Source organism: Achromobacter sp. 1011791174, from assembly GCF_059760925.1.
This window is the reverse complement of the sequence record NZ_JCBANH010000070.1, coordinates 1-25,560: the sequence shown is the minus strand read 5'-3', so window position 1 is coordinate 25,560 and position 25,560 is coordinate 1. Positions and strand designations below refer to the sequence as shown.

Annotated in this window: 17 protein-coding genes and 1 pseudogene; 10 read left to right on the top strand and 8 right to left on the bottom strand. The window is 68.5% G+C overall.

Going from position 1 to position 25,560, the window contains the following annotated elements; all coding sequences use genetic code 11:
• Positions 1 to 36: 36 nt before the first annotated feature.
• Positions 37 to 843, bottom strand: coding sequence for a cyclase family protein (locus AC6LJ5_RS21330; protein WP_103273027.1), 807 nt, complete (start codon positions 841 to 843; stop codon positions 37 to 39).
• A gap of 44 nt (positions 844 to 887) precedes the next feature.
• Positions 888 to 2,123, bottom strand: a complete 1,236-nt coding sequence (locus AC6LJ5_RS21325) for an MFS transporter (protein WP_498141528.1) — start codon at positions 2,121 to 2,123, stop codon at positions 888 to 890.
• Positions 2,124 to 2,270: 147 nt separating this feature from the next.
• On the opposite strand from AC6LJ5_RS21325, the gene AC6LJ5_RS21320 reads away from it, so the two are divergent.
• On the top strand, positions 2,271 to 2,942 hold the full coding sequence (locus AC6LJ5_RS21320; protein ID WP_392409700.1) for a TetR/AcrR family transcriptional regulator: 672 nt from the start codon (positions 2,271 to 2,273) through the stop codon (positions 2,940 to 2,942).
• Positions 2,943 to 3,348: 406 nt separating this feature from the next.
• Here the strand turns inward: AC6LJ5_RS21320 and AC6LJ5_RS21315 are convergent, their stop codons facing one another.
• The 5 genes and pseudogenes from AC6LJ5_RS21315 to AC6LJ5_RS21295 all read right to left on the bottom strand — a co-directional run bounded on the left by AC6LJ5_RS21315 (position 3,349) and on the right by AC6LJ5_RS21295 (position 10,800).
• Positions 3,349 to 4,518 carry a PDDEXK nuclease domain-containing protein gene (locus tag AC6LJ5_RS21315; RefSeq protein ID WP_103273031.1) on the bottom strand — a complete coding sequence of 390 codons (1,170 nt, stop codon included), beginning with the start codon at positions 4,516 to 4,518 and terminating at the stop codon, positions 3,349 to 3,351.
• A pseudogene (locus AC6LJ5_RS21310) lies at positions 4,515 to 4,727 on the bottom strand (tyrosine-type recombinase/integrase); the annotation flags it as partial. The gene AC6LJ5_RS21315 and the pseudogene AC6LJ5_RS21310, both read right to left, overlap by 4 nt.
• 333 nt (positions 4,728 to 5,060) lie before the next feature.
• Positions 5,061 to 6,560 carry an efflux transporter outer membrane subunit gene (locus AC6LJ5_RS21305; protein ID WP_498141527.1) on the bottom strand — a complete coding sequence of 500 codons (1,500 nt, stop codon included), beginning with the start codon at positions 6,558 to 6,560 and terminating at the stop codon, positions 5,061 to 5,063.
• A complete protein-coding gene (locus tag AC6LJ5_RS21300; protein ID WP_498141526.1) occupies positions 6,557 to 9,685 on the bottom strand; it encodes an efflux RND transporter permease subunit in 3,129 nt (1,042 codons plus the stop codon). The genes AC6LJ5_RS21305 and AC6LJ5_RS21300 overlap by 4 nt, the downstream gene beginning before the upstream one ends.
• Entirely contained in the window at positions 9,682 to 10,800 is a 1,119-nt protein-coding gene (locus tag AC6LJ5_RS21295; protein ID WP_233772851.1) for an efflux RND transporter periplasmic adaptor subunit, read from the bottom strand. The genes AC6LJ5_RS21300 and AC6LJ5_RS21295 overlap by 4 nt, the downstream gene beginning before the upstream one ends.
• A 190-nt stretch (positions 10,801 to 10,990) precedes the next feature.
• Between AC6LJ5_RS21295 and AC6LJ5_RS21290 the strand changes: the two genes are divergently transcribed.
• Both AC6LJ5_RS21290 and AC6LJ5_RS21285 read left to right on the top strand, forming a co-directional pair.
• The gene (locus AC6LJ5_RS21290; protein WP_498141525.1) at positions 10,991 to 11,617 is read left to right on the top strand and encodes a TetR/AcrR family transcriptional regulator; all 627 of its coding nucleotides are present in this window, start codon (positions 10,991 to 10,993) and stop codon (positions 11,615 to 11,617) included.
• 113 nt (positions 11,618 to 11,730) lie between these two features.
• On the top strand, positions 11,731 to 13,698 hold the full coding sequence (locus tag AC6LJ5_RS21285; RefSeq protein WP_103273036.1) for a BCCT family transporter: 1,968 nt from the start codon (positions 11,731 to 11,733) through the stop codon (positions 13,696 to 13,698).
• An 88-nt stretch (positions 13,699 to 13,786) separates the two neighbouring features.
• On the opposite strand, the gene pdxR is transcribed toward AC6LJ5_RS21285, so the two are convergent.
• The gene (gene pdxR / locus AC6LJ5_RS21280) at positions 13,787 to 15,274 is read right to left on the bottom strand and encodes a MocR-like pyridoxine biosynthesis transcription factor PdxR (RefSeq protein ID WP_103273037.1); all 1,488 of its coding nucleotides are present in this window, start codon (positions 15,272 to 15,274) and stop codon (positions 13,787 to 13,789) included.
• A gap of 114 nt (positions 15,275 to 15,388) precedes the next feature.
• Between pdxR and AC6LJ5_RS21275 the strand changes: the two genes are divergently transcribed.
• The 7 genes from AC6LJ5_RS21275 to AC6LJ5_RS21245 form a co-directional block, all read left to right on the top strand.
• Positions 15,389 to 16,663, top strand: coding sequence for a benzoate/H(+) symporter BenE family transporter (locus AC6LJ5_RS21275; RefSeq protein ID WP_498141524.1), 1,275 nt, complete (start codon positions 15,389 to 15,391; stop codon positions 16,661 to 16,663).
• Between the two features lie 65 nt (positions 16,664 to 16,728).
• Positions 16,729 to 17,976, top strand: coding sequence for an aspartate aminotransferase family protein (locus AC6LJ5_RS21270; RefSeq protein ID WP_498141523.1), 1,248 nt, complete (start codon positions 16,729 to 16,731; stop codon positions 17,974 to 17,976).
• A gap of 4 nt (positions 17,977 to 17,980) precedes the next feature.
• On the top strand, positions 17,981 to 19,255 hold the full coding sequence (glyA, locus tag AC6LJ5_RS21265; protein ID WP_498141522.1) for a serine hydroxymethyltransferase: 1,275 nt from the start codon (positions 17,981 to 17,983) through the stop codon (positions 19,253 to 19,255).
• Positions 19,256 to 19,346: 91 nt separating this feature from the next.
• Positions 19,347 to 19,781, top strand: coding sequence for a hypothetical protein (locus tag AC6LJ5_RS21260; protein ID WP_103273041.1), 435 nt, complete (start codon positions 19,347 to 19,349; stop codon positions 19,779 to 19,781).
• 96 nt (positions 19,782 to 19,877) lie between these two features.
• Positions 19,878 to 21,005 (top strand): efflux RND transporter periplasmic adaptor subunit, encoded by a 1,128-nt coding sequence (locus AC6LJ5_RS21255; protein ID WP_498141521.1) that lies wholly within the window; start codon positions 19,878 to 19,880, stop codon positions 21,003 to 21,005.
• Positions 21,006 to 21,018: 13 nt separating this feature from the next.
• Positions 21,019 to 24,111, top strand: coding sequence for a MexW/MexI family multidrug efflux RND transporter permease subunit (locus AC6LJ5_RS21250; RefSeq protein WP_498141520.1), 3,093 nt, complete (start codon positions 21,019 to 21,021; stop codon positions 24,109 to 24,111).
• A gap of 10 nt (positions 24,112 to 24,121) precedes the next feature.
• Positions 24,122 to 25,560: efflux transporter outer membrane subunit (locus AC6LJ5_RS21245; RefSeq protein WP_498141519.1), on the top strand; the 1,439-nt coding region annotated here is incomplete at its 3' end.

The window sequence follows — 25,560 nt, the reverse complement described above, 5'->3', positions numbered from 1 at the left end:
TCCAGGGGGCGTTGAATGAGCGGGCGGCGCGCGCCGTCAGGCCGCGGGCATCAGCGCGTCGTCGAAGATGGCGACGGCGCGCGTCCAGCCGGCCGAGGCATTGCGGATCTTGTGCGGGAAGCAGCTGATGTAGAAGCCGTCGGGCGGCAGCGCTTCCAGGTTGTGCAGCTTCTCCAGGTGGCAGTAGCCAATGTCGCGGCCGGCCTTGTGGCCTTCCCAGATCAGGCCGGCGTCGTGGCTGCGGGCATATTTTTCGGCGGTATGGACGAAGGGCGCGTCCCAGCTCCAGGCGTCGGTGCCCGTCAGCCGGACGCCGCGCTCCAGCAGGTACATGGTGGCGTCGTAGCCCATGCCGCAGCCTGCGGACACGAAATCATCATGTCCGTAGCGGCTGCCGGCGCGGGTGTTGACCACCACGATTTCCAGCGGCTGCAACGTGTGGCCGATGCGCTTGAGCTCGGCCTCGACGTCGGCGGCGGTCACGACATAGCCGTCGCCGAAATGACGGAAGTCCAGCTTCACGCCAGGCTGAAAACACCATTCCAGCGGCACTTCGTCGATGGTCCAGGCGCGCTTCTTCTCGCCCAGCGCCTTGTCCATGGTGCTGTGGAAGTGGAACGGCGCATCCAGATGCGTGCCATTGTGGGTGGACAGCGTGACCTTCTCCACGGCCCAGCCTTCGCCGTCGGGCAGGTCTTCCTTCTTCAGGCCGGGAAAGAACGGCTCGATCTGGCCGATCGTGTGCTCGTGGGTGAAGTACTGGATCTCGGGCTTGAAGGCGGGCGGATCGGAGACGACATCGTTCTCCAGGTAGATGGACAGATCGACGAAGCGGCGCGTCATGGCGGAATTCCTGTTTGTGTTGGGGAGTGTGGTTGCGGCCGGGCTCAGTGCGCGGCGACGGGTTCTTCGGCGGCGGCGGTCTTGCCGGCGGGCAGCAGCAGCACCACGGCGGCGGCGATCACGAACACGCCGCCGCAGGCGGCGATGCTCGGGCCGAAGCCGAAGGTGGCGGACATCGAGCCCAGCAGCAGCGGCGCGAAGGCGGAGATGCCGCGTCCCACGTTGAAGCAGAAGCCCGCGCCCGTGGCGCGCAGCTGGGTGGGAAACAGTTCCGCGAAGTACGAGCCCATCAGTCCGGCGAAGGCCATGAAGAAAGCAAATACCGGCCCCAGCCACAGCAGCAGCAGGTGATCCGTGGCCTGCACGTAGAACGGCAGCAGCAGGCCGGAGCAGACCAGCGACAGGATCAGGGCCTTTTTCTTGCCGACGCGGTCGGCGATATAGCCGAAGGCGTTGTAGCCGACGAACATGCCGATGTTGAGCAGGACCAGGAAGCGCGCCATGGTGCCCGTCTCCAGCCCGCGTTCCTTTTGCAGGAAGGTCGGCAGCCAGGTGCTGGCGCCCCAGTACGCGGCCAGCGTCAGCGCCGAGACCATCGTGCCCAGCAGCGTCACGCGCAGCAGGGCCGGCGCGAACAGCGGGGCGACGCCTTGCCCGCCCGCGCCTTGCGGCGCGCCGGCGCGTTTGCGCTGGCGGTCGGCCAGCCAGGTCTCGGATTCGGGCACGTAGCGCCAGACGTAGACCATGGCGATCACGACCGCCGCGCCACAGACGAAGAACAGCGCGCGCCAGCCATGGGCGGGCAGCAGGTAGGAGGCTGCCGCGGCGGCGATGGCCGCGCCGATGGAAAAGGAACTGAGCACGAAGGAGGTGGCCCGCGCGCGCTGGTGCGCCGGCCAGGTTTCGTTCACGTGGGCGGCGGCGATGCCCCAGACGCTGCCCAGGCCCAGGCCCGAGAGAAATCGCAGCGCCAGCACTTCGCGCCAGTCGGTGGCGCCGGCAACCGCCATCGTCAGCGCGCCGAAGCTGCCCAGCGACAGCAGCAGCACCTTGCGGCGGCCCCAGCGGTCGGCCAGCGGCCCCATGACCAGGCCGCTCATGCCGATGCCGAGCAGGGTGGCCGTGGCCAGCAGCCCGGCCTGCATCGGGCTGATCTGCAGCGACGCCGAAATCGCCGGCATGGCGATCGCCAGGATGAGGATGTCCACGGCATCGAACATATAGCTCAGGAAGTACCCGGCCAGCACGCGCCATTTCAAAGTGGATGGGGAAGGGGCCATGCTTGTCTCCTGACGTTTTTGATCGTCTCTTATGGAAAACTGACTGTACGATCGTTCAGTTTATTTGGTCAATCCATCGAGCCCCTAGGGAAAACCAGGGCTACCATGACCTCCTTAAAATTCCAGGCCATCCCAGAGGAGAGATGCATGCCAGCAAAGCCTGTGCCCAAGAAAGCGGCCACGGCCCGGACCAAGGCGCCCGCCGCCGTCAGCAAGCGCGACCGGATCCTGGACGCGGCGCAACAGCTGTTCGCACAGGGAGGATTCGACGGCGTGTCCATGCGCGACATCGCGGCGCAGGCCGGCGTGGGCCTGCCCCTGATCGTCTATCACTTCGAGACCAAGCAGAATCTGTACCGCGCCCTGTTCGAGCGTTTCAGGACGCTGCTCGACGCCCGCTTGACCGCCTTGCATGCGCCCGTCGCGCCGGGCGTGGACCCGCTGGAGCACATCGTCCGCGCGCTGGTTTTGCCGGTGCTGCAGGCGCAGGGCGGGGAGGCCGGCGTGGCCTACGCCAAGCTGGTGGCCAGGGAAGTGTCGGACCCGCGCGAAGCCGAGCGCGGCATCGTGGCGGAGTATTTCGATCCGTTCGCCGTGGAGTTCGTCCATGCGATCCGGACCGTGCTGCCCAGGCAGGATCCGGACTACGCGCACTGGGCCTATCTGTACGCGGTGGGCGCCCTGGTGATGAGCGTGTTCGACCGCCGCATCGAACGCATCTCCGAGGGCCAGACGCATGCCGGCGACTTGAAGAACAAGGCGGAGTACTTGGTGCGCTTCATCGTCGCGGGCATGCGGGCGGGGCTCGAGCGCGCCTGATCTGGCCGGTGCGGGACAGGAAGAGGAAGGGGCATGGGCCCTGTCGATCGGTTCAGGCTGCGTTCGGCAAACGATGTCGTGTCGTTGCGTGCGACGGAGAGGTGATCCGGCTCGATGCGCCGTCAAACCGTGGGCACGAGCAACGGCGTGCCGGTGGTCAACATCGCGCCACCACCATCCTGAACCAGGTCACCGCGCCCAATCCCTCGCAGCTGATGGGGACGATGGAAGTGGCCGGTACCCCCCACTTAGCCACACACCCGTCGTTGGCAAGTGCGCAGCACGCGCAGGCCCGGATCAACGATCCAGGCCGGAGGCGTCAGGAATCAGCGCCGAATGGCTGTGATTCGGCATGAAGCACAGGGTGAAGTCCACGAGCCCGACGGCGGTACGCCGGGACACACGACTACGGCTTGTCGTCTTTGAGAGACAGCGTTCCGCGAGATTCGAGCAGACGCCGCGTGTTCTCCAGCTCTTTTTGCAGCAACTCGGCATCTGGCAATACCGTCCGATAGTTCGCCGCCATCACCTTGTTCGGCAAGCCGTCCAGCGCATACCGCGCAAGAGCATGGCCCTTGTCCGCGCACAGGATCAGGCCCACCGGCGGATTCTCATCCGGGTAGGCCCAATGTTCCTTGGCATAGTTGCAATACATGTGCATCTGCCCCACATCGGCATGGGTCAGGCTGCCCAGCTTCAGGTCGACGATGACCAGGCAATGCAGCTTGCGATGGAAGAACAGCAGATCGACCCGATACCAGGTCTGGTCGATGCGCAACCGGCGCTGCCGCCCGACGAAGGTGAACCCTTCACCCAGTTCCAGCAGGAAGTACTCCAGACGCTGGATCAAGGCCGCTTCCAGGTCGGATTCCGAATACTCGTCTTTAAGGTCGAGGAACTCCAGCACATACGGGTCTTTGATGGCGTCATTGGGCGTGACGGCATCCTCGGGCTTGGCCACTGCCCCCTTGACCAGCATCGCCGCCTTGTCTTTGGACAAGGCCGTACGTTCGTAGAACTGGCTTCCAATCTGCCGGTCGAGTTGGCGCACGCTCCAGCCGCCGCGCAACGCCTCGGCCTCGTAGAACTGGCGGGCATGGTCATCCTTGACCGACAACAGCCGGACATAGGCCGACCACGGCAAAGTGAAGACCTGGGCCAGTTTTGAGAGGTCGAATTTCCGAGACACCGTCTCGGAATTCTCGATGGGCAGTCCGTCTCCAGATTTCCGAGACAGTGTCTCGGAAATTGCAGACAAGGGATAAGCAACGAAGAAGCGCCGCATGTTCTCCAGGTTGTCCGGGCTGAACCCGCGCCCGAATCGGGTCGTTAGATCGGCGGACAAGCGTTCCATTAACTGCTCACCGTAACCGGCCCGCCGCTTGCCCTTCTGCTCGGCTTCGACGATCCGGCGGCCAATCTCCCAATAGCTGGCCGTCATCAGCGCATTGACACTGCGCGCCGCTGCCTGGCGCGCAGCATCCAGTAACTCCACAATGCCACCGTGGATGCCGGCATAGCCAACCGGTAAGGCGCTGCGTTTCCCCGCTGCCGCAGGCGTCTTCCTTGTTGTCATGCTGTCACCTTCATAGAACGGGATGTCCCGGTAATCGCCAGCCGCTGATTCGCCACCAACTCGGCCGCATCGCGCACCGGCCTGTCCTCGGTGTGAACATAATGCATAAACATCGCCACGGTCTTGTGGCCTGTGAGCTTCCTGTCCACCTTGGTCGGCACTCCCGACTTGGCAATGCCAGTCGTCGCCCGATGGCGGATACCGTGCGTGCATCGGGATGATGCAACGATCAATGACGCCCTGATAGAGCCGCGCTGCGTGCCGGGCTTGTTGCGCTGCTTCGAGTAGTCCTCCATGAAGGTGTGGCAAAACTCCTTCATGGTCGGTGCCTTACGGGCGGCGTTCCTGGCGGTGCTCGGGTCGCCGCCGTTTTTGGAAAGCTCCGGCATATGTTGAACTCGCCTAAGTGATTGATGAACCTGCTGTATCGAACCTTGGCGTAGTCCAGCGAATCGCGGCACTGGAGTCATCGTGAAACAAAAAAAGCCCCGCGCCAGGGGAGACGCGGGGCCAAGACACGAGGAACGTGTCGGGGGTCTGGTTCAGGGCTGCGCGGCGGGGGCGGCGGCCTCCTTGGCGGGTTCCTGGGCGGGCGCCTGCGCCGGCGAACCCATGGCCTGGAACAGCGCCGCCGTTTCCGTCAGCCGCTGCGTGGCGTACTGCACCTCGGCCAATCGCGCCGAGATGAAGCGCTGCTCGCTGGCGCGGCCGGCATAGGGCGCCAGCGCGCCCAGCCGCACGCGGCTCGCGGTATTGCGATAGGACTGTTCGGCGGAACGGCGCGAGGACTCGGCCGCGGCCAGCGCCTGGCTGCCGGCTTCCAGCCGCGCCAGCGTGTCGGCCACGTCCTGGAACGCGGACAGCACCGCCTGCTTGTATTGCTCGATCGAGGCCTCGTACATGAGCTTGGCCGCGCGCCGCTCGGCCAGCAGCTGGCCGCCATGGAAGATCGGCTGCGTCAGCGAGGCGCCCATGCCCCAGATCGAGCCGGCGCTCGACAGCGCGCCGGGCCAGTTGAATCCGCCCTTGCCCATCGAGGCCGTCAGGCTAAGCCTGGGAAAGAGTTGCGCGGTGGCCAGCCCCACGTTGGCGGCAGCGGCCTGCACGGCCGTTTCCGCCGCCCGGATGTCCGGGCGCGAGGCCAGCAGATCCGACGGCACCAGCACCGGCACCTGAGCGGGCAGCGTCAGCGCGCCGAAGGCCAGGTCGGGCGGCGCCTGGTCGGGCGTGCGGCCCAGCAGCACGGCCAGCGCGTGGCGGATGGACTGCCATTCGGCGTACAGCCCGGGCAGCGAGGCTTCCAGGTTGGCGGCGTCGCGGTCGGCGTCCAGCGCTTCGCTTTGCGAGGCCGAGCCCAGCTCGTAACGGCGCTGCGCGTCGCGCGCGACCTGGCGCGACAGCACGGCCTGCTTTTCCGTCAGCGCGACCCGCTCGGCCAGCGCGGCCGAACGGATGGCGCCGGTGACGATGTTGGCGGCCAGCGCGCGGCGCGCCGAGTCCAGCTGGAAAGCGCGCTGCTCGACGCGCGCGCTCTCGGCCTCGTTGGCGAAGCGCGCGGCGCCGAAGATGTCCACCTCGTAGCGCGCCTGGATCTGGCCGGTGTAGATGTTGTAGAGCTTGGTGGGATCGGGCAGGCCGGGCATGGTCAGCGCGCGCTTGCGCGAGACCTCGCCGCCGGCGTCCACGCTGGGCATCAGGGACGAGTTGATCTGGCCGCGCAGCTGCTCGCGGGCCGCGGCCAGCGAGCGGCCGGTGGCGGCCAGGTCCGGGTTTTTCGCCAGGCCTTCCTCGACCAGCGCGTCCAGCTCGGGCGAGCCATAGCGCTTCCACCATTGCGGCACCGGCTGGGCGCCCTGTTCATAGCGCTGGGCCACGCCCTGCGCCGTGGCGCCGGCGGCGGGCAGGGTCTGCACGCCGTACTGGGCCGGCTGCGGCGCGGCGGGCGGCTTGCGGTCGGGGGCGAAGGCGCAGGCGCCCAGCGCCAGCACCAGCGGCAGGATGGTCAGGCGTACCGGGATGCGCGGGGATTTCACGGTGGTCATTGTTGTGCTCCCGCGCGCTCGTCGTGTTTCACCCGGAACCAGGCGGCATAGAGCGCCGGCAGGAAGAACAGGGTGAGCACGGTGGCGCTCGTGATGCCGCCCATCAGCGCGGTGGCCATGGGGCCGAAGAAGTTGCTGCGCAGCAGCGGGATCAGGGCCAGCACGGCGGCCGCGGCCGTCAGCGTGATGGGACGGAAGCGCCGCACGGTGGCGCCGACGATGGCGTCGATGCGTTGATGGCCGGCGCCGATGTCCTGCTCGATCTGGTCCACCAGGATCACCGAGTTGCGCATGATGATGCCGAACATGGCGATCACGCCCAGCATGGCGACGAAGCCGAAGGGCTGGCCGAACAGCAGCAGCGTGGCGACCACGCCGATCAGGCCGAGCGGCGCGGTCAGCACCACCATCATGACGCGCGAGAAGCTCTGCAGCTGCACCATCAGCAGCGTCAGCACCACCACCAGCATGATCGGCATTTGGGCGTTGATCGAGTTCTGGCCCTTGGCGCTTTCCTCGACGGTGCCGCCGACCTGGATGCGATAGCCGACAGGCAGCTCCTGGCGCAGCGCGTCCAGCTGCTTGTCGAGGGCGTGGGTCACGTCGATGCCCTGGGCGCCGGCGACCACGTCGGCCTGCACCGTGATGGTGGGCTGGCGGTCGCGCTCCCAGATCACCGCGTATTCCAGGCCGTAGCGCAGCTGCCCCAGGCTGCCCAGCGGCACGGGGCCGTTGGGCGTGGGCATGGCCAGCGTGGCCAGGCGGGCCGGGTCGACGCGTTCCTCGCGCGGCGCGCGCAGTTCCACGTTGATCAGCTTGTCGCGCTCGCGGTACTGCGTCACGGTGTAGCCGGACAGCGTCAGGGCCAGGAAGCTGGACACGTCGCTGGACGTGACGCCGACTTCGCGCGCCTTCTGCTGGTCGATCTCGAAGCGCACCGAGCGCTCGGACGGCTCGTCCCAGTCGAACTGCACGTTGACGGTGCGGGCGTCGGCGCGGATCTGGGCGGCGACCTTCTCGGCGGTGGCGCGCACGGTGGCGATCTTGTCGCCGCTGATGCGGAACTGCACAGGGAAGCCGACCGGCGGCCCATTCTCCAGGCGTGACAGGCGCGTGCGCACGGCGCTGAATTCCTCGCGCAGCTTGCCGCTCAGCCATTGCGCCAGCTTCTCGCGGTCCTCCACCGAATGGGCGGTGATGACGAACTGGGCGAAGTTGGGCGTGGCCAGCTGCTGGTCCAGCGGCAGGTAGAAGCGCGGCGCGCCGCTGCCCACGAAGCTGACCATGTGCTCGATCTCGGGCCGGCCGTCCAGGGCTTTTTCCAGGCGCTCGACCTGGCGCAGCGTGGCGGCGAAGGACGCGCCTTCCTGCAGGCGCACGTCCACCAGCAGCTCGGGACGGTCGGAGCTGGGGAAGAACTGCTTGGGAATCAGGCTGAAGCCGGTCATGGACACGATGAAGACGATCACCGTGCCGCCCAGCACCAAGTAGCGCCGGTCCACGCACCAGCCCACCCAGCGGCGGAAGTGCTGGTAGAAGCGGGTGTCGTAGATGTCGTGCTCGTGGTCGTCGGGCAGGTGCGCCTCGCGTTTGCGCTCGGGCAGCATGTGATAGCCCAGCAGAGGGATCAGCACCACGGCCGCGAACCAGGACGTGATCAGCGCGATGGCCGAGACCTCGAAGATCGAGCGCGTGTATTCGCCGGTGCTGGACTTGGCCAGCGCGATGGGCAGGAAGCCGGCCACGGTGACCAGCGTGCCGGTCAGCATGGGGAAGGCGGTGCTCGTGTAGGCGAAGGCGGCCGCGCGGGAGCGGCTCCAGCCCTGTTCCAGTTTCACCGCCATCATTTCCACGGCGATGATGGCGTCGTCCACCAGCAGGCCCAGCGCCAGCACCAGCGTGCCCAGCGAGACCTTGTGCAGGCCGATGCCGAACATGTCCATGAACAGCGCCGTCACCGCCAGCACCACGGGGATGGAGATCACCACCACCATGCCGGTGCGCATGCCCAGCGACACCAGGCTGACGGCCAGCACGATGGCCACGGCTTCGGCCACCGAGCGCAGGAAATCATCCACCGAGTGCGATACCGCGCGCGGCATGCTGGAGACTTCGGTCAGCGTCAGGCCGGCGGGCAACTGGGCGGTCAGCTCGCCAAATCTGGCGGCCAGCGCGCGGCCCAGGTGCACCACGTCCTGGCCGGGCTGCATGGTGATGCCGATGCCCAGCACCGGCTTGCCGGCCAGGCGCATCTGGTCGACCGGCGGGTCCTGGTAGCCGCGGCGGATCTCGGCGATATCGCCCAGGCGGATCGACTTGTCGTTGACGCGGATCAGCGTGTCGCCCAGCGCGCGGGCGTCGTCGAACTGGCCGCTGGGGCGCACGAAGATGCGGTCGTCCTCGGTGGTCAGCGTGCCGGCGTGCGTGACCGCGTTCTGGCTGTTGATGGCCTCGGCCAGCTGCCGCGGCGAGATGCCCAGCCGGGTCAGCTGGGTGTTGGAGATTTCCAGGTAGATGCGTTCGGGCTGATCGCCGAAGTAGTCCACCTTGGCCACGCCGGGTACGCGCAGCAGCACGGTGCGCAGCGAATCGGCGTAGTCGCGCAGTTGGGCGGACGAAAAACCGTCGCCTTCCAGCGCGTAGATGTTGGTGTAGACGTCGCCGAACTCGTCATTGAAGAACGGGCCCTGCACGCCTTGCGGCAGCGTGGCCGCGATGTCGCCGACCTTCTTGCGGATCTGGTACCACTCTTCCGGCACCTTGCTCGCGGGCGCCGAATCCTTCATGGTGAAGAAGATCAGCGATTCGCCGGGGCGCGAGTAACTGCGCAGGAAGTCCGTGGCCGGGGTTTCCTGCAGCTTCTTGCCGATGCGGTCGGTGACCTGTTCCTGCACCTGCTGGGCCGTGGCGCCGGGCCATAGCGTGCGGATGACCATCACGCGGAAGGTGAAGGGCGGATCCTCGGACTGCGCCAGCCGCGAGTACGACAGCACGCCGAACAGCGTGACCAGCGAAATCAGGAAGACCACCAGCGACTGGTGGCGCAGCGCCCAGGCGGACAGGTTGAAGCTGCCTTCCTCGTCGCGATGCGAGGCCTGTCCGGCTTGTTGATCCACGCCGCTCATGATGCGAAGTCCTCGGGGTGCAGCGGCGGCACGGCGCGCACTTTCTGGCCGGCCGACACGGCATGCACGCCCTGCCAGACCACGCGCTCGCCCGGTTGCAGGCCCTGGGTCAGCGTGACCGTGCGGGCGTCGTAGCGCAGCACCTGCACGCGGCGCAGTTCCAGCGTGTCCTCTTGCGGCTTGACCACCCAGACGGCGGGGTCCTTGCCGTCATGGAACAACGCGGTGGCCGGCAGCGTGTAGGTCGCCGCGCCATTGGCGCTGGCGTTGCTGAAGCTGATGTTGGCCGTCATGCCCAGGCGGACCTCGGGCTTGGGATTTTCCAGCGTGAGCTTGGCGCGGTAGGTGCGGCTCTGCGGGTCGGCGGCGGGCGCGATCTCGCGCAGCACGGCGTCGAAGGTCTGGCCGGGCAGCGGACCGAGCGTGACGCTGGCGCGCTGGCCCACCGCCAGGCTGGCCAGCAGGCTTTCGGGCACGTCGCAGATGGCGTCGATGTCGCCCGACCAGGCCAGGTTGTAGACCGCCTGGCCGGCCGAGACGTTCTGGCCCGTGTCGGCCCGCTCGGCGGTGATCACGCCGGCGTGGTCGGCCTGCAGGGTGGTGTATTTGAGCTGGTCGGCGGCCAGCGCCGATTGCTGCGCGGCCTGGTCGCGCTGCGCCAGCGCCGAGGCGTAGGCGTTGCGGGTCTGTTCCAACTGGGTGGCGGCGATCAGGTTCTCGCGCGCCTGGGCGCGGTCGCGGTCCAGCTGCTGCTTGGCGTAGTCCAGCTGGTGCTGGGCGGCCGAGAGCTGGGCGCGGGCGCTGGCCGCGTTCTTGGCGGCGTCGGCCGGATCCAGCCGGGCCACGATCTGGCCGGGCGTCACGGCATCGCCCAGGCGCACCAGGCGTTCGACGATCTTGCCGCCGACGCGGAACGACAGCGGCGTGCTGTAGCGCGCCTGCACTTCGCCCGGCAGGGTCCAGGCCGGCAGCGCGGCGTCGGCCTGCACGGGCATGGCGACGACGGGCCGGGGCGCGGGCGGCGCGGCCTCTTTGCGGCCGCAGCCCGCCAGGGCCAGCGCCACGACCAGCGCTGCCGGCAGCGCGCGGCGCAGGCGCCGGGCGCGGGCGCGCAGGGGAGAAGAGGCCGCCGCCAGGGCGGGACCGCGCGCCGGGGGCGCGTCAGAGCCAGGGAAAGTCACGGGATACCTCGCGGGGTGCTTGGGGAAACACCGGATTGAATAAATACGGAATGGATTCTAATTCGTTAATGAATCCAAATTCAATCCTGTATTTGAAATTTAGGCCAAATGCTAAAATCCCTACATGTCCAAAGTCCGTCTAACCCGAGAGCAGAGCCGCGATCAGACGCGCCAGCGCCTGCTCGACGCCGCCCAGTCCATATTCATTACCAAGGGCTTCGTGGCCGCCAGCGTGGAAGACATCGCCGAACAGGCCGGCTATACCCGCGGCGCCTTCTATTCCAATTTCGGCAGCAAGTCCGAACTGTTGCTGCAACTGCTCAGGCGCGACCATGAGCACGTCATGGCCGAGATGCGCGCCATCTTCGAGCAGGAAGGGGCCTCGCGCGCGCAGATGGAAGAAAGCGTGCTGCGCCACTACAGCACCCACTACCGCGAGAACGACTGTTTCCTGTTGTGGATGGAAGCCAAGCTGCAGGCGGCGCGGGATCCGCAGTTCCGCGTCGGCTTCAACGCCTGTCTGCGCGAGCTGCGCGAAGTCGTCGCCGAATACGTGCGGCAGTTTTCCGAGCATGTGGGCACGCCGCTGCCCATGGCGCCGGAAAAACTGGCGGTGGGCCTCTTGGCCCTGTCCGACGGCATGCAGTTCAGCTACGCTTTTGATCCGCAGACGATCACCGACGAAGTCACCGAGGCCGTGCTGGCGGCGTTCTTCCGCCGCATCGTCTTCGGCGAACCCACGCCAGAATAAGCACGCCGCCCGCCGGTCCGCCGGCGGGCGCGCGACGCAGGTGGCGCGCAGGCTGGACTGAGGGGGCCCGCGCCGCATCGCATTTTCCATCCCTCGGGCGAAAGGAGCGCTGCATGACTTCAGAAACCCGACCGTCCACCATCAACCGGCCTGTCTTCTACACGGCGGCGGTGTTCATCCTGTTGCTGGTCGGCTTCGCGATAGCGGTGCCCAAGACCGCCCAGGCGCTGTTCGAGTCGATACAGGGCTGGATCCTGGGCAACGCCAGCTGGTTCTACATCCTGGTGGTCGCCATCATCCTGCTGTCCGTCGCCTTCCTGGCGCTGAGCCGGTATGGCGACATCAAGCTGGGGCCCGACCACAGCGAGCCGGACTACCGCAACTTCACCTGGTTCGCCATGCTGTTCTCGGCCGGCATGGGCATCGGCCTGATGTTCTTCGGCGTGGCCGAGCCGGTCATGCACTTCATGGCCCCGCCGGTGGGCGAAGGCGGCACCGCCACCGCGGCGCGCGAAGCCATGAAGATCACTTTCTTCCACTGGGGCCTGCACGCCTGGGCGATCTACGCGGTGGTGGCGCTGACGCTGGCGTTCTTCTGCTATCGCCATGGCCTGCCGCTGACGCTGCGCTCGGCGCTGTACCCGCTGATCGGCAACCGCATCCACGGCCCCATCGGCCATGCCGTCGACATCTTCGCCATCATCGGCACGGTGCTGGGCGTGGCGACCTCGCTGGGCCTGGGCGTGGCGCAGATCAACAGCGGCCTGAACCATCTGTTCGGCGTGCCGGTGGGCGTGACCACGCAGATCATCCTCATCATCGTCACCTGCGGGCTGGCGACGTTGTCGGTGGCCAGCGGGCTGGACAAGGGCATCCGCATCCTGTCCGAGGCCAACCTGGTGCTGGCGGCGGTGCTGCTGCTGTTCGTGCTGGTGGCCGGCCCCACCGTGTTCCTGTTCCAGACCTTCGTGCAGAACACCGGCGCTTACCTGTCGGACATCGTCAACAAGACCTTCAACCTGTATGCCTACGAGCCGACCGACTGGATCGGCGGCTGGACGCTGTTCTACTGGGGCTGGTGGATCGCGTGGTCGCCTTTCGTGGGCCTGTTCATCGCCCGCATCTCGCGCGGCCGCACCATCCGCGAATTCGTCAGCGGCGTGCTGCTGGTGCCGGCCGGCTTCACGCTGTTCTGGATGACGGTGTTCGGCGACACGGCCATCCATTTCATCCTGGTCGACGGCATCAAGGGCTTCGCCGAGACGGTGCAGGGAGACAGTTCGCTGGCGCTGTTCGCCTTCCTGGAGCAGTTGCCCTGGAGCGGCGTGGTGTCCATCGTGGCGATCGCCATGGTGGCGGTGTTCTTCGTCACCTCGGCCGACTCGGGCGCGCTGGTGGTGGACCTGCTGGCCTCGGGCGGCGCCGAGCGCACGCCCATGCTGCAGCGGATCTTCTGGTCGCTGCTGATGGGCGCGGTGGCCATCGCGCTGCTGCTGGCCGACGGCCTGACCGCCTTGCAGACCGCCACCATCGCCAGCGCGCTGCCGTTCTCGGTGATCCTGCTGCTGTCGCTGTGGGGGCTGTTCAAGGCGTTGAAACTGGACGCCACCAAGCGCGGCATCCGCTACCAGTCGCTGACGCTGTCGCGCCCGGCGCGCGGCGGCCAGTCCTGGGAACGCCGCCTGCGCAACATGGTCATGATGCCGCGCCGCGCCCATGTGCAGCGCTTCATCACCGACGTGGTGCGTCCGGCCTTCGAGGATGTGGCCGACGAGCTGCGCAAGCAGGGCTACGAGGTGCAGGTCAAGGACGCCGAGGACGACGGCGGCGTGGCGCTGGAGGTCTCGCACGGCGAACACCTGGACTTCTCCTACGCGGTGAAGCCGGAAGCCTTCGTGCGCCCCAGCCTCACGCCCGACGAGGCGGCCGACGAGGAAGAGCGCAAGTACTTCCGCGCCGAGGTGCATCTGCGCGAGGGCGGGCAGGACTATGACATCATGGGCTGGAGCCGCGACGCGGTCATCGGCGACATCCTCGACCAGTACGAGCGGCACCGCCACTATCTGCACATGGTGCGCTGAGCGCCCACGGCGTGTTCAGGCCAGGACGCCGGCGGTTCCGCAAGGAATCGCCGGCGTTTTCACATGGGGCGGTCGCCCGTGACGCCCTTCAGGGTTGCTTCAGCGCGCGCAGCACGCCGGCCAGCTTACGGATGGCGACTTCCTGTTCGTTCGGCGCATGGGCGGCGAATCCCATCAGGAACCCGGCCTTGTGCCGCGCCGAGGCGTGCAGGCCCGTGAGGCCCAGCAGGTCTATCCCTTCCCGCCGCGCGGCGTCCAGCGCCTGGCGCTCGGACAGGCCCGGCGCCAGCACGCAGGGCATCTGCATGCCGCCGGCCGGCACGCGCGCCTGCAGCCAATGCGACAGGTGCCGGTCCACCAGCCGCGCCAGCACGTCGCGCCGTTCGGCGTAGACGGCGCGCATGGTGCGCACGTGCGCGCCGAAATGCCCGCCATCGATGAAGCGCGCCAGCGTCAGCTGCGGGATCGGCGCGCTGTGCCCGTCCAGCAGCGTGCGCGCCGCCGTCATGGGCGCGACCAGCGCCGCCGGCAGCACCATGTAGCCGATGCGCAGGCCGGGAAACAGCGATTTGGTGAAGGTGCCGATATAGATCGTCCGTTCCTGCGGATCCAGGCCCTGCACGCAGGCGGTGGGCTTGCCGGCGTAGTGGAATTCGCTGTCATAGTCGTCCTCGATGATCCAGGCCTGGCGCCGCCGCGCCCAGTCGATCACCGCCAGCCGGCGTTCCAGCGCCAGCGTGGCGCCGGTGGGGAACTGGTGCGAGGGCGTCAGATACACGGCCCGCGCCGACAGGGCCGGATCGTCCAGCCGTTCCACCCGCATGCCGTCCGCATCCAGCGGCACGGGCACGCATTCCAGCCCGGCGGCGGCGAAGGCCTTGCGCGCCCCGTGATAGACCGGATCCTCGATGCAGATCTGCTCGCCGGCGTCCAGCAGCACCGTGGCGCATAGCGTCAAGGCCTGCTGCGAGCTGGTCAGCACCAGCACGCGCTCGGGCGTGGCGCGCGCGCCGCGTTCCAGGTTGACGTAGTCGGCGATGGCCCGGCGCAGCGGTTCCATGCCCTGCGGCGGGCTGTGCAGCAGCGCCTGGGCGCCATATTCCTTGAGCACCTGCCGCGTCAGCCGTTCCCAGGTCGGCAGCGGAAAGCTGCGCGTTTCCGGCACGCCGGGCGCGAAGGCGCGCGGGGCCAGGAATTCGCGCACGCCGCCGTCCTGGAACATGGCGCTGCCGCGCTGGCTCAGGCGCAGCGCCGCCTTCTGCGGGCTGGCGCGCCGGGCCGCGCCGCGCCCGGGCGCGTACTGCGCCCGCTCGGACACGAAGCTGCCGCTGCCCACGCGCCGCAGGATGAAGCCCTCCACATGCAGCTGGCCGTAGGCCGCCTCCACCGTGTCGCGCGACACGCCCAGCGACCGGGCCAGCGCGCGCGAGGCGGGCAGGGGGCGGCCGGCCTCCAGCGCGCCGTCCAGGATCAGCTGGCGCACGGCCCGGTGGATGCGCGCGTGCAGCGGCAGGGCGCCGTGGGCGGGGTCGCCGACCCAGGCTTTGACGGATTCGAGTTGCGCGTGCTTGAACACAATTGGTCTGGATCTATGTGAAAAAGTGGTGGGGAACAGCCAGCCATTCCAGGACTATAAATCCGGATATCGATTCATGCCGGCTGCGCCGTCTCCAGGAACCCCATTCAGGCCATGTCTTCCGTCCGTCCGCATTCCCCCGCTCGCTGGAGCGATCTCGCCCACCCCGTCGTCGCCGGGCTGATCTCGGTCATCGTCAACTACGGCGGCACCTTCATCCTGGTGTTCCAGGCCGCCAAGGCTGCCGGCCTGAGCCCGGAGCTTACGGCCTCCTGGGTCTGGTCGGTCTCGATCGGAGTGGGCGTGACCGGGCTGGTCCTGAGCTGGGCCGCGCGCGCGCCCATCATCACCGCCTGGTCGACCCCGGCCGCCGCCTTCCTGGTGACGGCGCTGGCCACCACGCCCTACGCCGAGGCGGTGGGCGCCTACCTGGCGTCGGCTGCGGCCTTCGTGCTGCTGGGCCTGTCGGGCTGGTTCGAGCGCGTGATCCGGCTGATCCCACCGGGCGTGGCGGCCGGGCTGCTGGCCGGCATCCTGCTGCAATTCGGCATCCAGGCCTTTGGCGGCGTGAGCGTGGATCCGGCGCTGGCCGGCCTGTTGATCGCGGCCTATGTGATCCTCAAGCGCGTCACCGCGCGCTATGCGGTGGTCGGCATCCTGGCGCTGGGCCTGGCCTTCCTGCTGTTGCAGCAGCGCGTCGACCTGAGCGGGCTGGAGCTGCGCCTGGCGGCGCCGGTGTTCACGCGGCCCGAGTTCTCGCTCAACGCCATGCTGAGCGTGGCGCTGCCGCTGTTCCTGATCACGCTGACCGGCCAGTACATGCCCGGCATGCTGGTGCTGCGCAACGACGGCTTCAAGACCAGCGCCAATCCCATCGTGACCATTACCGGGCTGGGCTCGCTGCTGATGGCGCCGTTCGGCTCGCACGCCTTCAACATCGCCGCCATCACGGCCGCCATCTGCACCGGCCGCGAGTCGCACGAGGATCCGTCCAAACGCTGGATCGCCGGCATCGCGGCGGGCGTGTTCTACATCCTGGTGGGCGTGTTCGGGGTCACGCTGGCGGCGGTCTTCATGGCTTTTCCCGCGACCTTCATCACCACGCTGGCGGGCCTGGCGCTGCTGGGCACCATCGGCGGCAGCCTGGCCTGCGCGCTGGCCGATCCGAAGACGCGCGAGGCTTCGCTGATCACCTTCCTGGCGGCGGCCGCCAACATCAAGCTGTTCGGCATCGGCGGCGCCTTCTGGGGCCTGTGCATCGGCCTGCTGGCGCACCTGGCGCTGAACGGCCGGTGGCCGGGCCGCAAGGCGCGGGCCGAAGCGGGGGCCGCCTTGCCTGCGGCCGCGCATCCCGCACCTGCCGCCGCCAAACCCGCGCCGGGCCGTTGAGCGCCCGCCTATCGATCGTCGGCGCGCCACAGGGGCGCGTCGGTTGAAAACTGGAGTTTCCCGACATGCAGCAAGCCGCCACGCACCTGATGCGTGCCTATGCCCGTCAACCGGTCACCTTCGCGCGCGGCAGCGGCGCGCGCCTGTGGGACGAGCAGGGGGTGGAATACCTGGATGCCATCGCCGGCGTGGCGGTGACCAGCCTGGGCCACGGCCATCCCGAGATCGCCGCGGCCATTGCCGAGCAGGCCGCGCTGCTGATGCACACGTCCAACGTGTTCCGCGTCGAGTGGCAGGAACGGCTGGGCCAGCGCCTGTGCGCGCTGGCCGGAATGGAAAAGGCGTTCTTCTGCAATTCCGGCGCCGAGGCCAACGAGGCCGCGCTCAAGCTGGCGCGCCTGCACGGCCACCGCCGCCAGGTGGCGCAGCCGCAGATCGTGGTGATGGAGAACGGCTTTCATGGCCGCACGCTGGCGACCCTGTCGGCCACCGGCAATCCGGCCAAGCAGCAGGGCTTCGAGCCCCTGCTGCCGGGATTCCTGCGGGTGCCGTATGACGATATCGCCGCCGTGCGCCAGCTGGCGGAACAGCGCGACGACATCGTCGCCGTGCTGCTGGAGCCGGTGCAGGGCGAGGGCGGCATCCGCGTCGCCGGCGCCGATTACTTGCGGCACTTGCGCGCGCTGTGCGACCGGCATGGCTGGTTGCTGATGCTGGACGAGATCCAGGCCGGCATGGGCCGCACCGGCGCCTGGTTCGGCCATCAGCACGCGGGCATCGCGCCCGATGTGATGACGCTGGCCAAGGCCCTGGGCAACGGCTTTCCCATCGGCGCCTGCCTGGCGCGCGGGCCGGCCGCTGACCTGTTTTCGCCAGGCCAGCACGGCTCTACCTTCGGCGGCAATCCGCTGGCCTGCCGCGTGGCCTGCACGGTGCTGGACATCATGGCGCGCGACGGTATGCCGCAACGCGCCGCCGCGCTGGGCCAGCGCCTGCTGGCCGGGCTGCGGCGGGCGCTGGAAGGTCATCCGCAAGTCGTGGCGGTGCGCGGCCAGGGCCTGATGGCCGGCATCGAGCTGGACCGCAATTGCCAGGAACTGGTTGGCCGGGCGCTGGCCGAACAGCGCCTGCTGATCACCGTGACCCGCGAACGCACCATCCGCCTGCTGCCGCCGCTGGTCTGCGACGAGGCGCAGATCGACGAGATCGTCGCGCGCCTGGCCCGTCTGCTGTCCGGCGACAGCGCCCAAGCCATCACCCCATCGAATGCCGCCGGCCCTGTCGCCGCCGGCCAGACTGAAACCAGGACCTGAAGCCATGACCATCGCCTCCCCGACCCTGCAGGATTTCGACCCGGAACTGGCGCAAGCCATGCGCGCCGAAGCCATGCGCCAGGAAGACCACGCCGAACTGATCGCCTCCGAGAACTACGCCAGTCCGCTGGTGATGGCGGTGCAGGATTCGGTGTTCACCAACAAGTACGCCGAAGGCTATCCGGGCCGCCGCTACTACAGCGGTTGCGAGCACGTGGACGTGGCCGAACGCCTGGCGCTGGAGCGGGTCAAGGCGCTGTTCGACTGCGATTACGCCAACGTCCAGCCGCATGCCGGCGCCCAGGCCAACGCGGCCGTGTTCCTGGCGCTGACGCGGCCCGGCGACACCGTCATGGGCATGAATCTGGCGCAGGGCGGCCACCTGACCCATGGCAATCCGTCCAATTTCTCGGGCCGGCACTATCACATCGTGCCCTACGGTCTGGATCCCGAGACCGGGCTGATCGATTACGACGAGATGGAGCGCATCGCGCTGCGCACCCGGCCCAGGATGCTGATCGGCGGTTTCTCCGCCTACTCGCGCCACAAGGACTGGGCGCGCATGCGCGCCATCGCCGACCAGGTCGGCGCGGTGTTCTGGGTGGACATGGCGCACGTGGCCGGACTGGTCGCTGCGGGCGTGTATCCCAGCCCGCTGCCGCACGCGCACGTGGTCACCAGCACCACGCACAAGACGCTGCGCGGCCCGCGCGGCGGCATCATCCTGGCCCGTGGGCAGGACGAGGACTTCTGCAGGAAGCTCGATTCCGCCGTCTTCCCCGGCATCCAGGGCGGGCCGCTGATGCATGTGATCGCCGCCAAGGCGGTGGCATTCAAGGAAGCGCTGGCGCCGGCCTTCAAGGACTACCAGCGCCAGGTGGTGGCCAACGCGCGCGCCATGGCGGCCGTGATCCAGCGACGCGGCTATCGCATCGTGTCCGGCGGCACCGACAACCACCTGATGCTGATCGACCTGTCCGACCGGCCCTACACCGGCAAGGACGCGGACGCGGCCTTGAGCGCGGCCCGCATCACGGCGAACAAGAACTCGGTGCCGAACGATCCGCGCTCGCCCTTCGTCACCTCGGGCCTGCGCATCGGCACGCCGGCGCTGACCACGCGCGGCTTCGGACAGACCGATTGCGAGACGCTGGCGGGCTGGCTGTGCGATGTGCTGGACGCGTTGGCGGCGGGCACGCTGGAAAGCGTGTCGGCGCGGGTGGCGGAGCAGGTGACGGCGTTGTGCCGCCGGCATCCGGTGTATCGGCGGCCGTCGTAGAATCCCCCGGCCGGTATCGCCGCGGCCGGCCCGTTCTGGTTTCTCGAGCGCGGCCCTGTCCTGTCTTTCGCACGCAAGGTTGCGCCCGCCCATGACGACTTCCCCGCAGATATCCATCACCTTCGACGGCCTGGACGCCGGGCAGCAGCAGGCGGTGACGCGCTTCATGCAGGCCGCGGCGCAGGCCTTCGAAGACAAGAATCCCCATGCGCTGGCAGCCATGCAGCACGCGGGCGCGTCCGAGTCGGGCCAGCGCAACACCTTCGACTACAACCAGGGGCTCATGGAGGGCGGCGACCGCATCGTCTCGTGGTCGGCCAGTCCGTACAAGGAACCGCGCTGGTCGATCATGAAGCTCTACCAGCATCACCCGGAACCCACCGTCTGGGTGCTCGTGATGCTGGATGACGGGCGCAGGCAGACCGAGTACTGCTTCGCGCTCGCGCCGACCGAGGACGGCGGCCTCAAGTCCTGCTACTACATCGACCGCGTGAAGAAGAAACCAGGCCGCAAGAAGGGGCTATAGCTTTTTGCTAACCTCAACATTACTTAAGCTATTTTGACTTGTCCCAGGCTTTCGCAGATTATCAAAGCACACTCTTTGATAAATGGCGAGAGCATCATGACGGTGAAAGCAGGAGCATGGGCCGCGGGCGTATGCGTGCTGGCGGCAGCGATAGGGACGGGGCTGTACTGGAAGTACGGCGGCGGCGGAAACAAGGGCGGCTGGGCCATGGCGCCCGCCAAGGTGGCGGTGGCGCCGGCCGTGCAGGCCGATTTCCCGGTGTCGCTCAGCGGCATCGGCTCGCTGGAGGCGACGCGCCAGGTGCAGGTGCCGGCCGAAGTGGACGGCCGGGTGGCGCAGATCCTGTTCAATCCGGGCGAATCCGCGCGTGCCGGCCAGTTGCTGGTGCAGCTGAACGACGCGCCCGAGCAGGGCGAGCTGGCCCGCCTGCAGGCGCAGGTGAAGAACGCCCGTGCGCAGCTGGACCGCAGCCGCCGGCTGCTGCCCCTGCAGGCGGCGACCCGCGAGCAGCTGGACCAGGCCCAGGCCGACTATGACCAGGCCCAGGGCGATCTCAGGCGCGTGCAGGCGCAGATCGAGCAGAAGCGCATCAAGGCGCCGTTCGACGGCGTGCTGGGCGTGCGCCGCGTCAACCTGGGCCAGTTCGCCAGGGCCGGCGATCCGCTGGTGTCGCTGACCAACACGTCCACCATGTACGCCAACCTGACCCTGCCGGAGCAGGCACTGGGCGCGCTGCGTCCGGGGCAGAGCGTCAGGGTGACGGTGGACGCCCATCCGGGCCGCGCCTTCACGGGCAAGGTCACCACCATCGAGCCGCAGGTCGATCCGGGCACGCGCACCGGGCGCGTGCAGGCCACGCTGGACAACGCCGACGGCGCGCTCGCCGCCGGCATGTACGCGCAGGGACAGGTCAACCTGCCCGCGCGGCCAGGCGTGATCACCGTGCCCGAGACGGCCGTCAGCTACTCCGCCTACGGCAATTCGGTCTATGTGGTGAATCCGGCGCAGGAGGGCAAGGGCCTGACGGTGCGCCAGGCCTACGTCAAGACCGCCGAGCGCATGCAGGGCCGCGTGGTCGTCAGCGAAGGCTTGCAGGCCGGCGACCGCGTCGTTACGTCGGGCCAGTTGCGCCTGCACAACGGCGCGGCGGTCGAGCTGAGCGAGCAGGACACGGTGGCGCTGGACGCCGCCGCGCCGGCCCAGGCCGTGGCTCAGGCCCAGTAGCGCGGAGGCCGACATGAGATTCACCGATCTGTTCGTGCGCCGGCCTGTGCTGGCGCTGGTGGTCAGCACCCTGATCCTGCTGCTGGGCCTGCGCGCCCTGAGCGGACTGCCGGTGCGCCAGTATCCGCTGACCGAAAGCACCACCATCACTGTCACCACAGAATATCCCGGCGCGTCGCCGGACCTGATGCAGGGCTTCGTCACGCAGCCGATCGCGCAGTCCGTGGCCACCGTGGAGGGCATCGACTATCTGTCGTCCTCGTCCACGCAGGGCCGCAGCGTGATCACGGTCCGCATGAAGCTGAACGCCGATTCCAACAAAGCCATGACCGAGGTGATGGCCAAGGTCAACGAGGTCAAGTACCGCCTGCCGCGCGACGCATACGACCCGGTGCTGGTCAAGTCGTCCGGCGAGGCGACGGCGGTGGCCTACGTGGGCTTTTCCAGCTCGACGCTGTCGCTGGCCGCGCTGACCGACTATCTGTCGCGCGTGGTGCAGCCGCAGTTCTCTTCCATCGACGGCGTGGCCAGCGTGCAGCTGTACGGCGGCCAGAAGCTGGCCATGCGCGTGTGGCTGGACCCGAACCGCATGGCCGCGCGCGGCATCTCGGCCGGCCAGCTGGCCGACGCGCTGCGCGCCAACAACGTGCAGGCCGCGCCCGGGCAGGCCAAGGGCCTGTACGTGGTGTCCAACATCCAGGTCAACACCGACCTGGTCAACGTGGCCGAATTCCGCGACATGGTGGTCAAGCGCGAGGGCGACGCCATCGTGCGCCTGGGCGACGTGGCCACGGTTGAGCTTGGGGCGGCCTCGACCGATTCCAGCGGCCTGCTGGACGGCGAGCGCGCCGTGTACTTCGGCCTGAACGCCACGCCCGTCGGCAACCCGCTGGTGATCGTCAAGCGGCTCAACGAGCTGCTGCCCGGCATCAAGCAGAACCTGCCGCCCGGCACCAATGTGCAGGTGCCGTTCGAGCTGGCGCGCTTCATCAGCGCGTCCATCGACGGCGTGATCCACACGCTGATGGAAGCCATCATCATCGTGGTGGCGGTGATCTTTCTGTGCCTGGGCTCGCTGCGCGCGGTGCTGATCCCGGTGGTGACGATCCCGCTGTCCATGCTGGGCGGGGCGGCCATCATGGCGCTGTTCGGCTTCAGCGTGAACCTGCTGACGCTGCTGGCCATGGTGCTGGCCATCGGCCTGGTGGTGGACGACGCCATCGTGGTGGTCGAGAACGTGCACCGGCATATCGAGGAAGGCAAGTCGCCGGTGCGCGCGGCGCTGATCGGCGCGCGCGAGGTGGCCGGGCCGGTGATCGCCATGACCATCACGCTGGCGGCCGTGTACGCGCCCATCGGGCTGATGGGCGGGCTGACCGGCTCGCTGTTCAAGGAGTTCGCCTTCACGCTGGCGGGGGCGGTGGTGGTGTCGGGCGTGATCGCGCTGACGCTGTCGCCGGTGATGAGTTCGTTCCTGCTCAACAGCAAGGTCTCCGAAGGCCGCATGGCGCATCTGGCCGAAGGCTTCTTCGGCCGGCTGGGCGACGCCTACGGCCGCATGCTGGACGTGTCGCTGCATCACCGCTGGGTCACCGGCCTGGTGGCGGTGGTGGTGCTGGCCAGCCTGCCGTTCCTGTACAACGCGGCTCAGCGCGAGCTGGCGCCGATCGAGGACCAGTCCACCGTGCTGACCGCGGTCAAGTCGCCGCAGCAGGCCAACATCGACTACGTGGAGAAGTTCGGCAAGAAGTGGGACGACGTCATGGCGACGCTGCCCGAGCAGCGCGGCCGCTGGCTGATCAACGGCTCGGACGGCGTATCCAACAGCATCGGCGGCGTCGATCTGGTGCAATGGGACCAGCGCCACCGCTCGGCCAACGCCATCCAGGCCGACATGCAGTCCATGGTCAACCAGGTCGAAGGCAGCAACATCTTCGCCTTCCAGCTGCCGCCGCTGCCGGGCTCGACCGGCGGCCTGCCGGTGCAGATGGTGGTGATGAGCGCCGCCGACTATCCGGTGGTCTACGAGGCCATGGAAGGGCTGAAAAAGGCGGCCCGCGCCAGCGGCCTGTTCATGGTGGTGGACAGCGACCTGAACTACAACAACCCGGTGGTGCAGCTGAAGGTCGACCGTTCCAAGGCCAACAGCCTGGGCGTGACCATGAAGGACATCGGCGACACGCTGGCCGTGCTGGTGGGCGAGAACTACATCAACCGCTTCGGCATGGACGGCCGCTCGTATGACGTGATCCCGCAGAGCCTGCGCGAGCAGCGCATCTCGCCGGAGGCGCTGGCGCGCTACTACGTCAAGAGCGCCAGCGGCGCGCAGGTGCCGTTGTCGAACATGGTGTCGGTGTCGATGGGCGTGGAGCCCAACAAGCTGACCCAGTTCAACCAGCTCAACGCCGCCACTTTCCAGGCCATTCCCATGCCGGGCGTGACCATGGGCGACGCGGTGCAGTTCCTGACCAGGGAAGCGCGCAACCTGCCGGCCGGCTTCAGCTATGACTGGCAATCGGACGCGCGCCAGTTCAGCCAGGAAGGCTCGGCGCTGATGATCACCTTCATCTTCGCCATCATCGTGATCTACCTGGTGCTGGCCGCGCAGTACGAAAGCCTGCGCGATCCCTTCATCATCCTGGTGAGCGTGCCCATGTCCATCTGCGGCGCGCTGATCCCGCTGGCGATGGGCATGGCCACCATCAACATCTATACGCAGATCGGGCTGGTGACGCTGATCGGCCTGATCAGCAAGCACGGCATCCTGATGGTGGAGTTCGCCAATGAAATGCAGATCAGCCACAACCTGGACCGGCGCGGCGCGATGGAACAGGCGGCCCGCATCCGGCTGCGTCCCATCCTGATGACGACCGCCGCCATGGTGGTGGGGCTGATCCCGCTGCTGTTCGCCACCGGCGCCGGCGCGCACAGCCGCTACAGCCTGGGGCTGGTGATCGTGGTGGGCATGCTGGTGGGCACCCTGTTCACGCTGTTCGTGCTGCCCACCGTGTACACCGTGTTCGCGCGCGACCACCGCGCCGCCGGCGATACGCCGCGCGCCCGCGAGCTGGCGCTGGCGCGCGCGGAAGATGGCGCGTCCGCCTGAGGAAAACGACATGAAGCATTCGATTCTCTATCCCCGCCTGCGCGCCACGGCCGCCGCGCTGGCGCTGGCCCTGGTCGCGGCGGGCTGCGCAGTGGGGCCCGACTACCAGAAGCCGCAGTCCGCGCCGGTGACGCTGGCCAGCCCCGAACAGGCGCTGTTCTCCAACGGCCAGTTGCAGCGCGACTGGTGGAAGCAGCTGCAGGATCCGCAGCTGGACCGGTTGATCGGCCTGGCGCTGGAGCGCAACCACGACATCCGCATCGCCCAGGCCCGGCTGGCCGAGTCGCGCGCCGTGCTGGATGAAAAGGAGCTGGACCAGCTGCCGACCGTCACGGCCGGCGGCCGCTACGAGCGCAGCCTGTCGCAGGCCAATCCCGGCCCCGAGGGCGAGCGCAATCTGGCCAGGAGCTATCGCGCCGGCTTCGACGCGTCCTGGGAAATCGACCTGTTCGGCCGGCTGCGCCGGGCCGCCGAGGGCGCGGCCGCGCGCAGCCAGGCGCAGGCCGCCGATCTGGCGCAGGCCCGCATCGTGGTCGCCGCCGAGGTGGCGCGCAATTATTTCGAGCTGCGTGGCGCCGAGCAGCGGCTGGCGGTGGCGCGCGCCAACCTGCGCACCCAGGAGGACAGCCTGCGCGTGATCCAGGCCATGGTGTCGGCCGGGCGCGGCGACGAGGGCGACCTGGCCAGCGCCCGCGCCGAGCTGGCGACGGTGCAGGCCAGCGTGCCGCAGCAGGCCGCCGCCCGGCGCCTGGCGCAGTACCGCATCGCGGTGCTGGCCGGCCTGCGTCCCGCCGAGCTGGGCGAACTGGAGGCGGCGCGGCCGCAGGCGCCGCTGGCGGCCCGCCTGCCGATCGGCGACGTCGGCGCGCTGCTGTCGCGGCGGCCCGACGTGCTGGCGGCCGAGCGCAACATGGCCGCCGCCAATGCCGACGTGGGCGTGGCGACCGCCGAGCTGTATCCGCGCATCGACCTGGGCGGCTTTCTCGGTTTCGTGGCGCTGCGCGGCGCCGACTTCGGCAATGCCTCCAGCCGCGCCTTCAGCGTGTCGCCCGGCCTCAGCTGGCCGGCGCTGCACCTGCCCACGGCGCTGGCGCGCAAGCGCGCCGCCCAGGCCCGCTCAGAGGGCGAGGTCGCGCGCTACGAGCAGACCGTGCTGCGCGCGGTGGAGGAGCTGGAAACGGCTTTGACCGGCTACGGCGAGAACCAGCAGCGCCTGGGCAGCCTGGCGCAGGCCGCGGCCCAGAGCGGCCGCGCGGCCGAGCTGGCGCAGCTGCGCTACAAGGAAGGCACCACGCCCTACCTGACGGTGCTGGACGCGCAACGTTCCTTGCTGCGCGCCCAGGACGCGGTGGCCGTGGCCGAGACGGCGTCCTACACCAGCCTGATCGCGCTGTATAAGGCGCTGGGCGGCGGCTGGCAGGCGCCGGGCGACGCGGGCGGGGAAGGGGG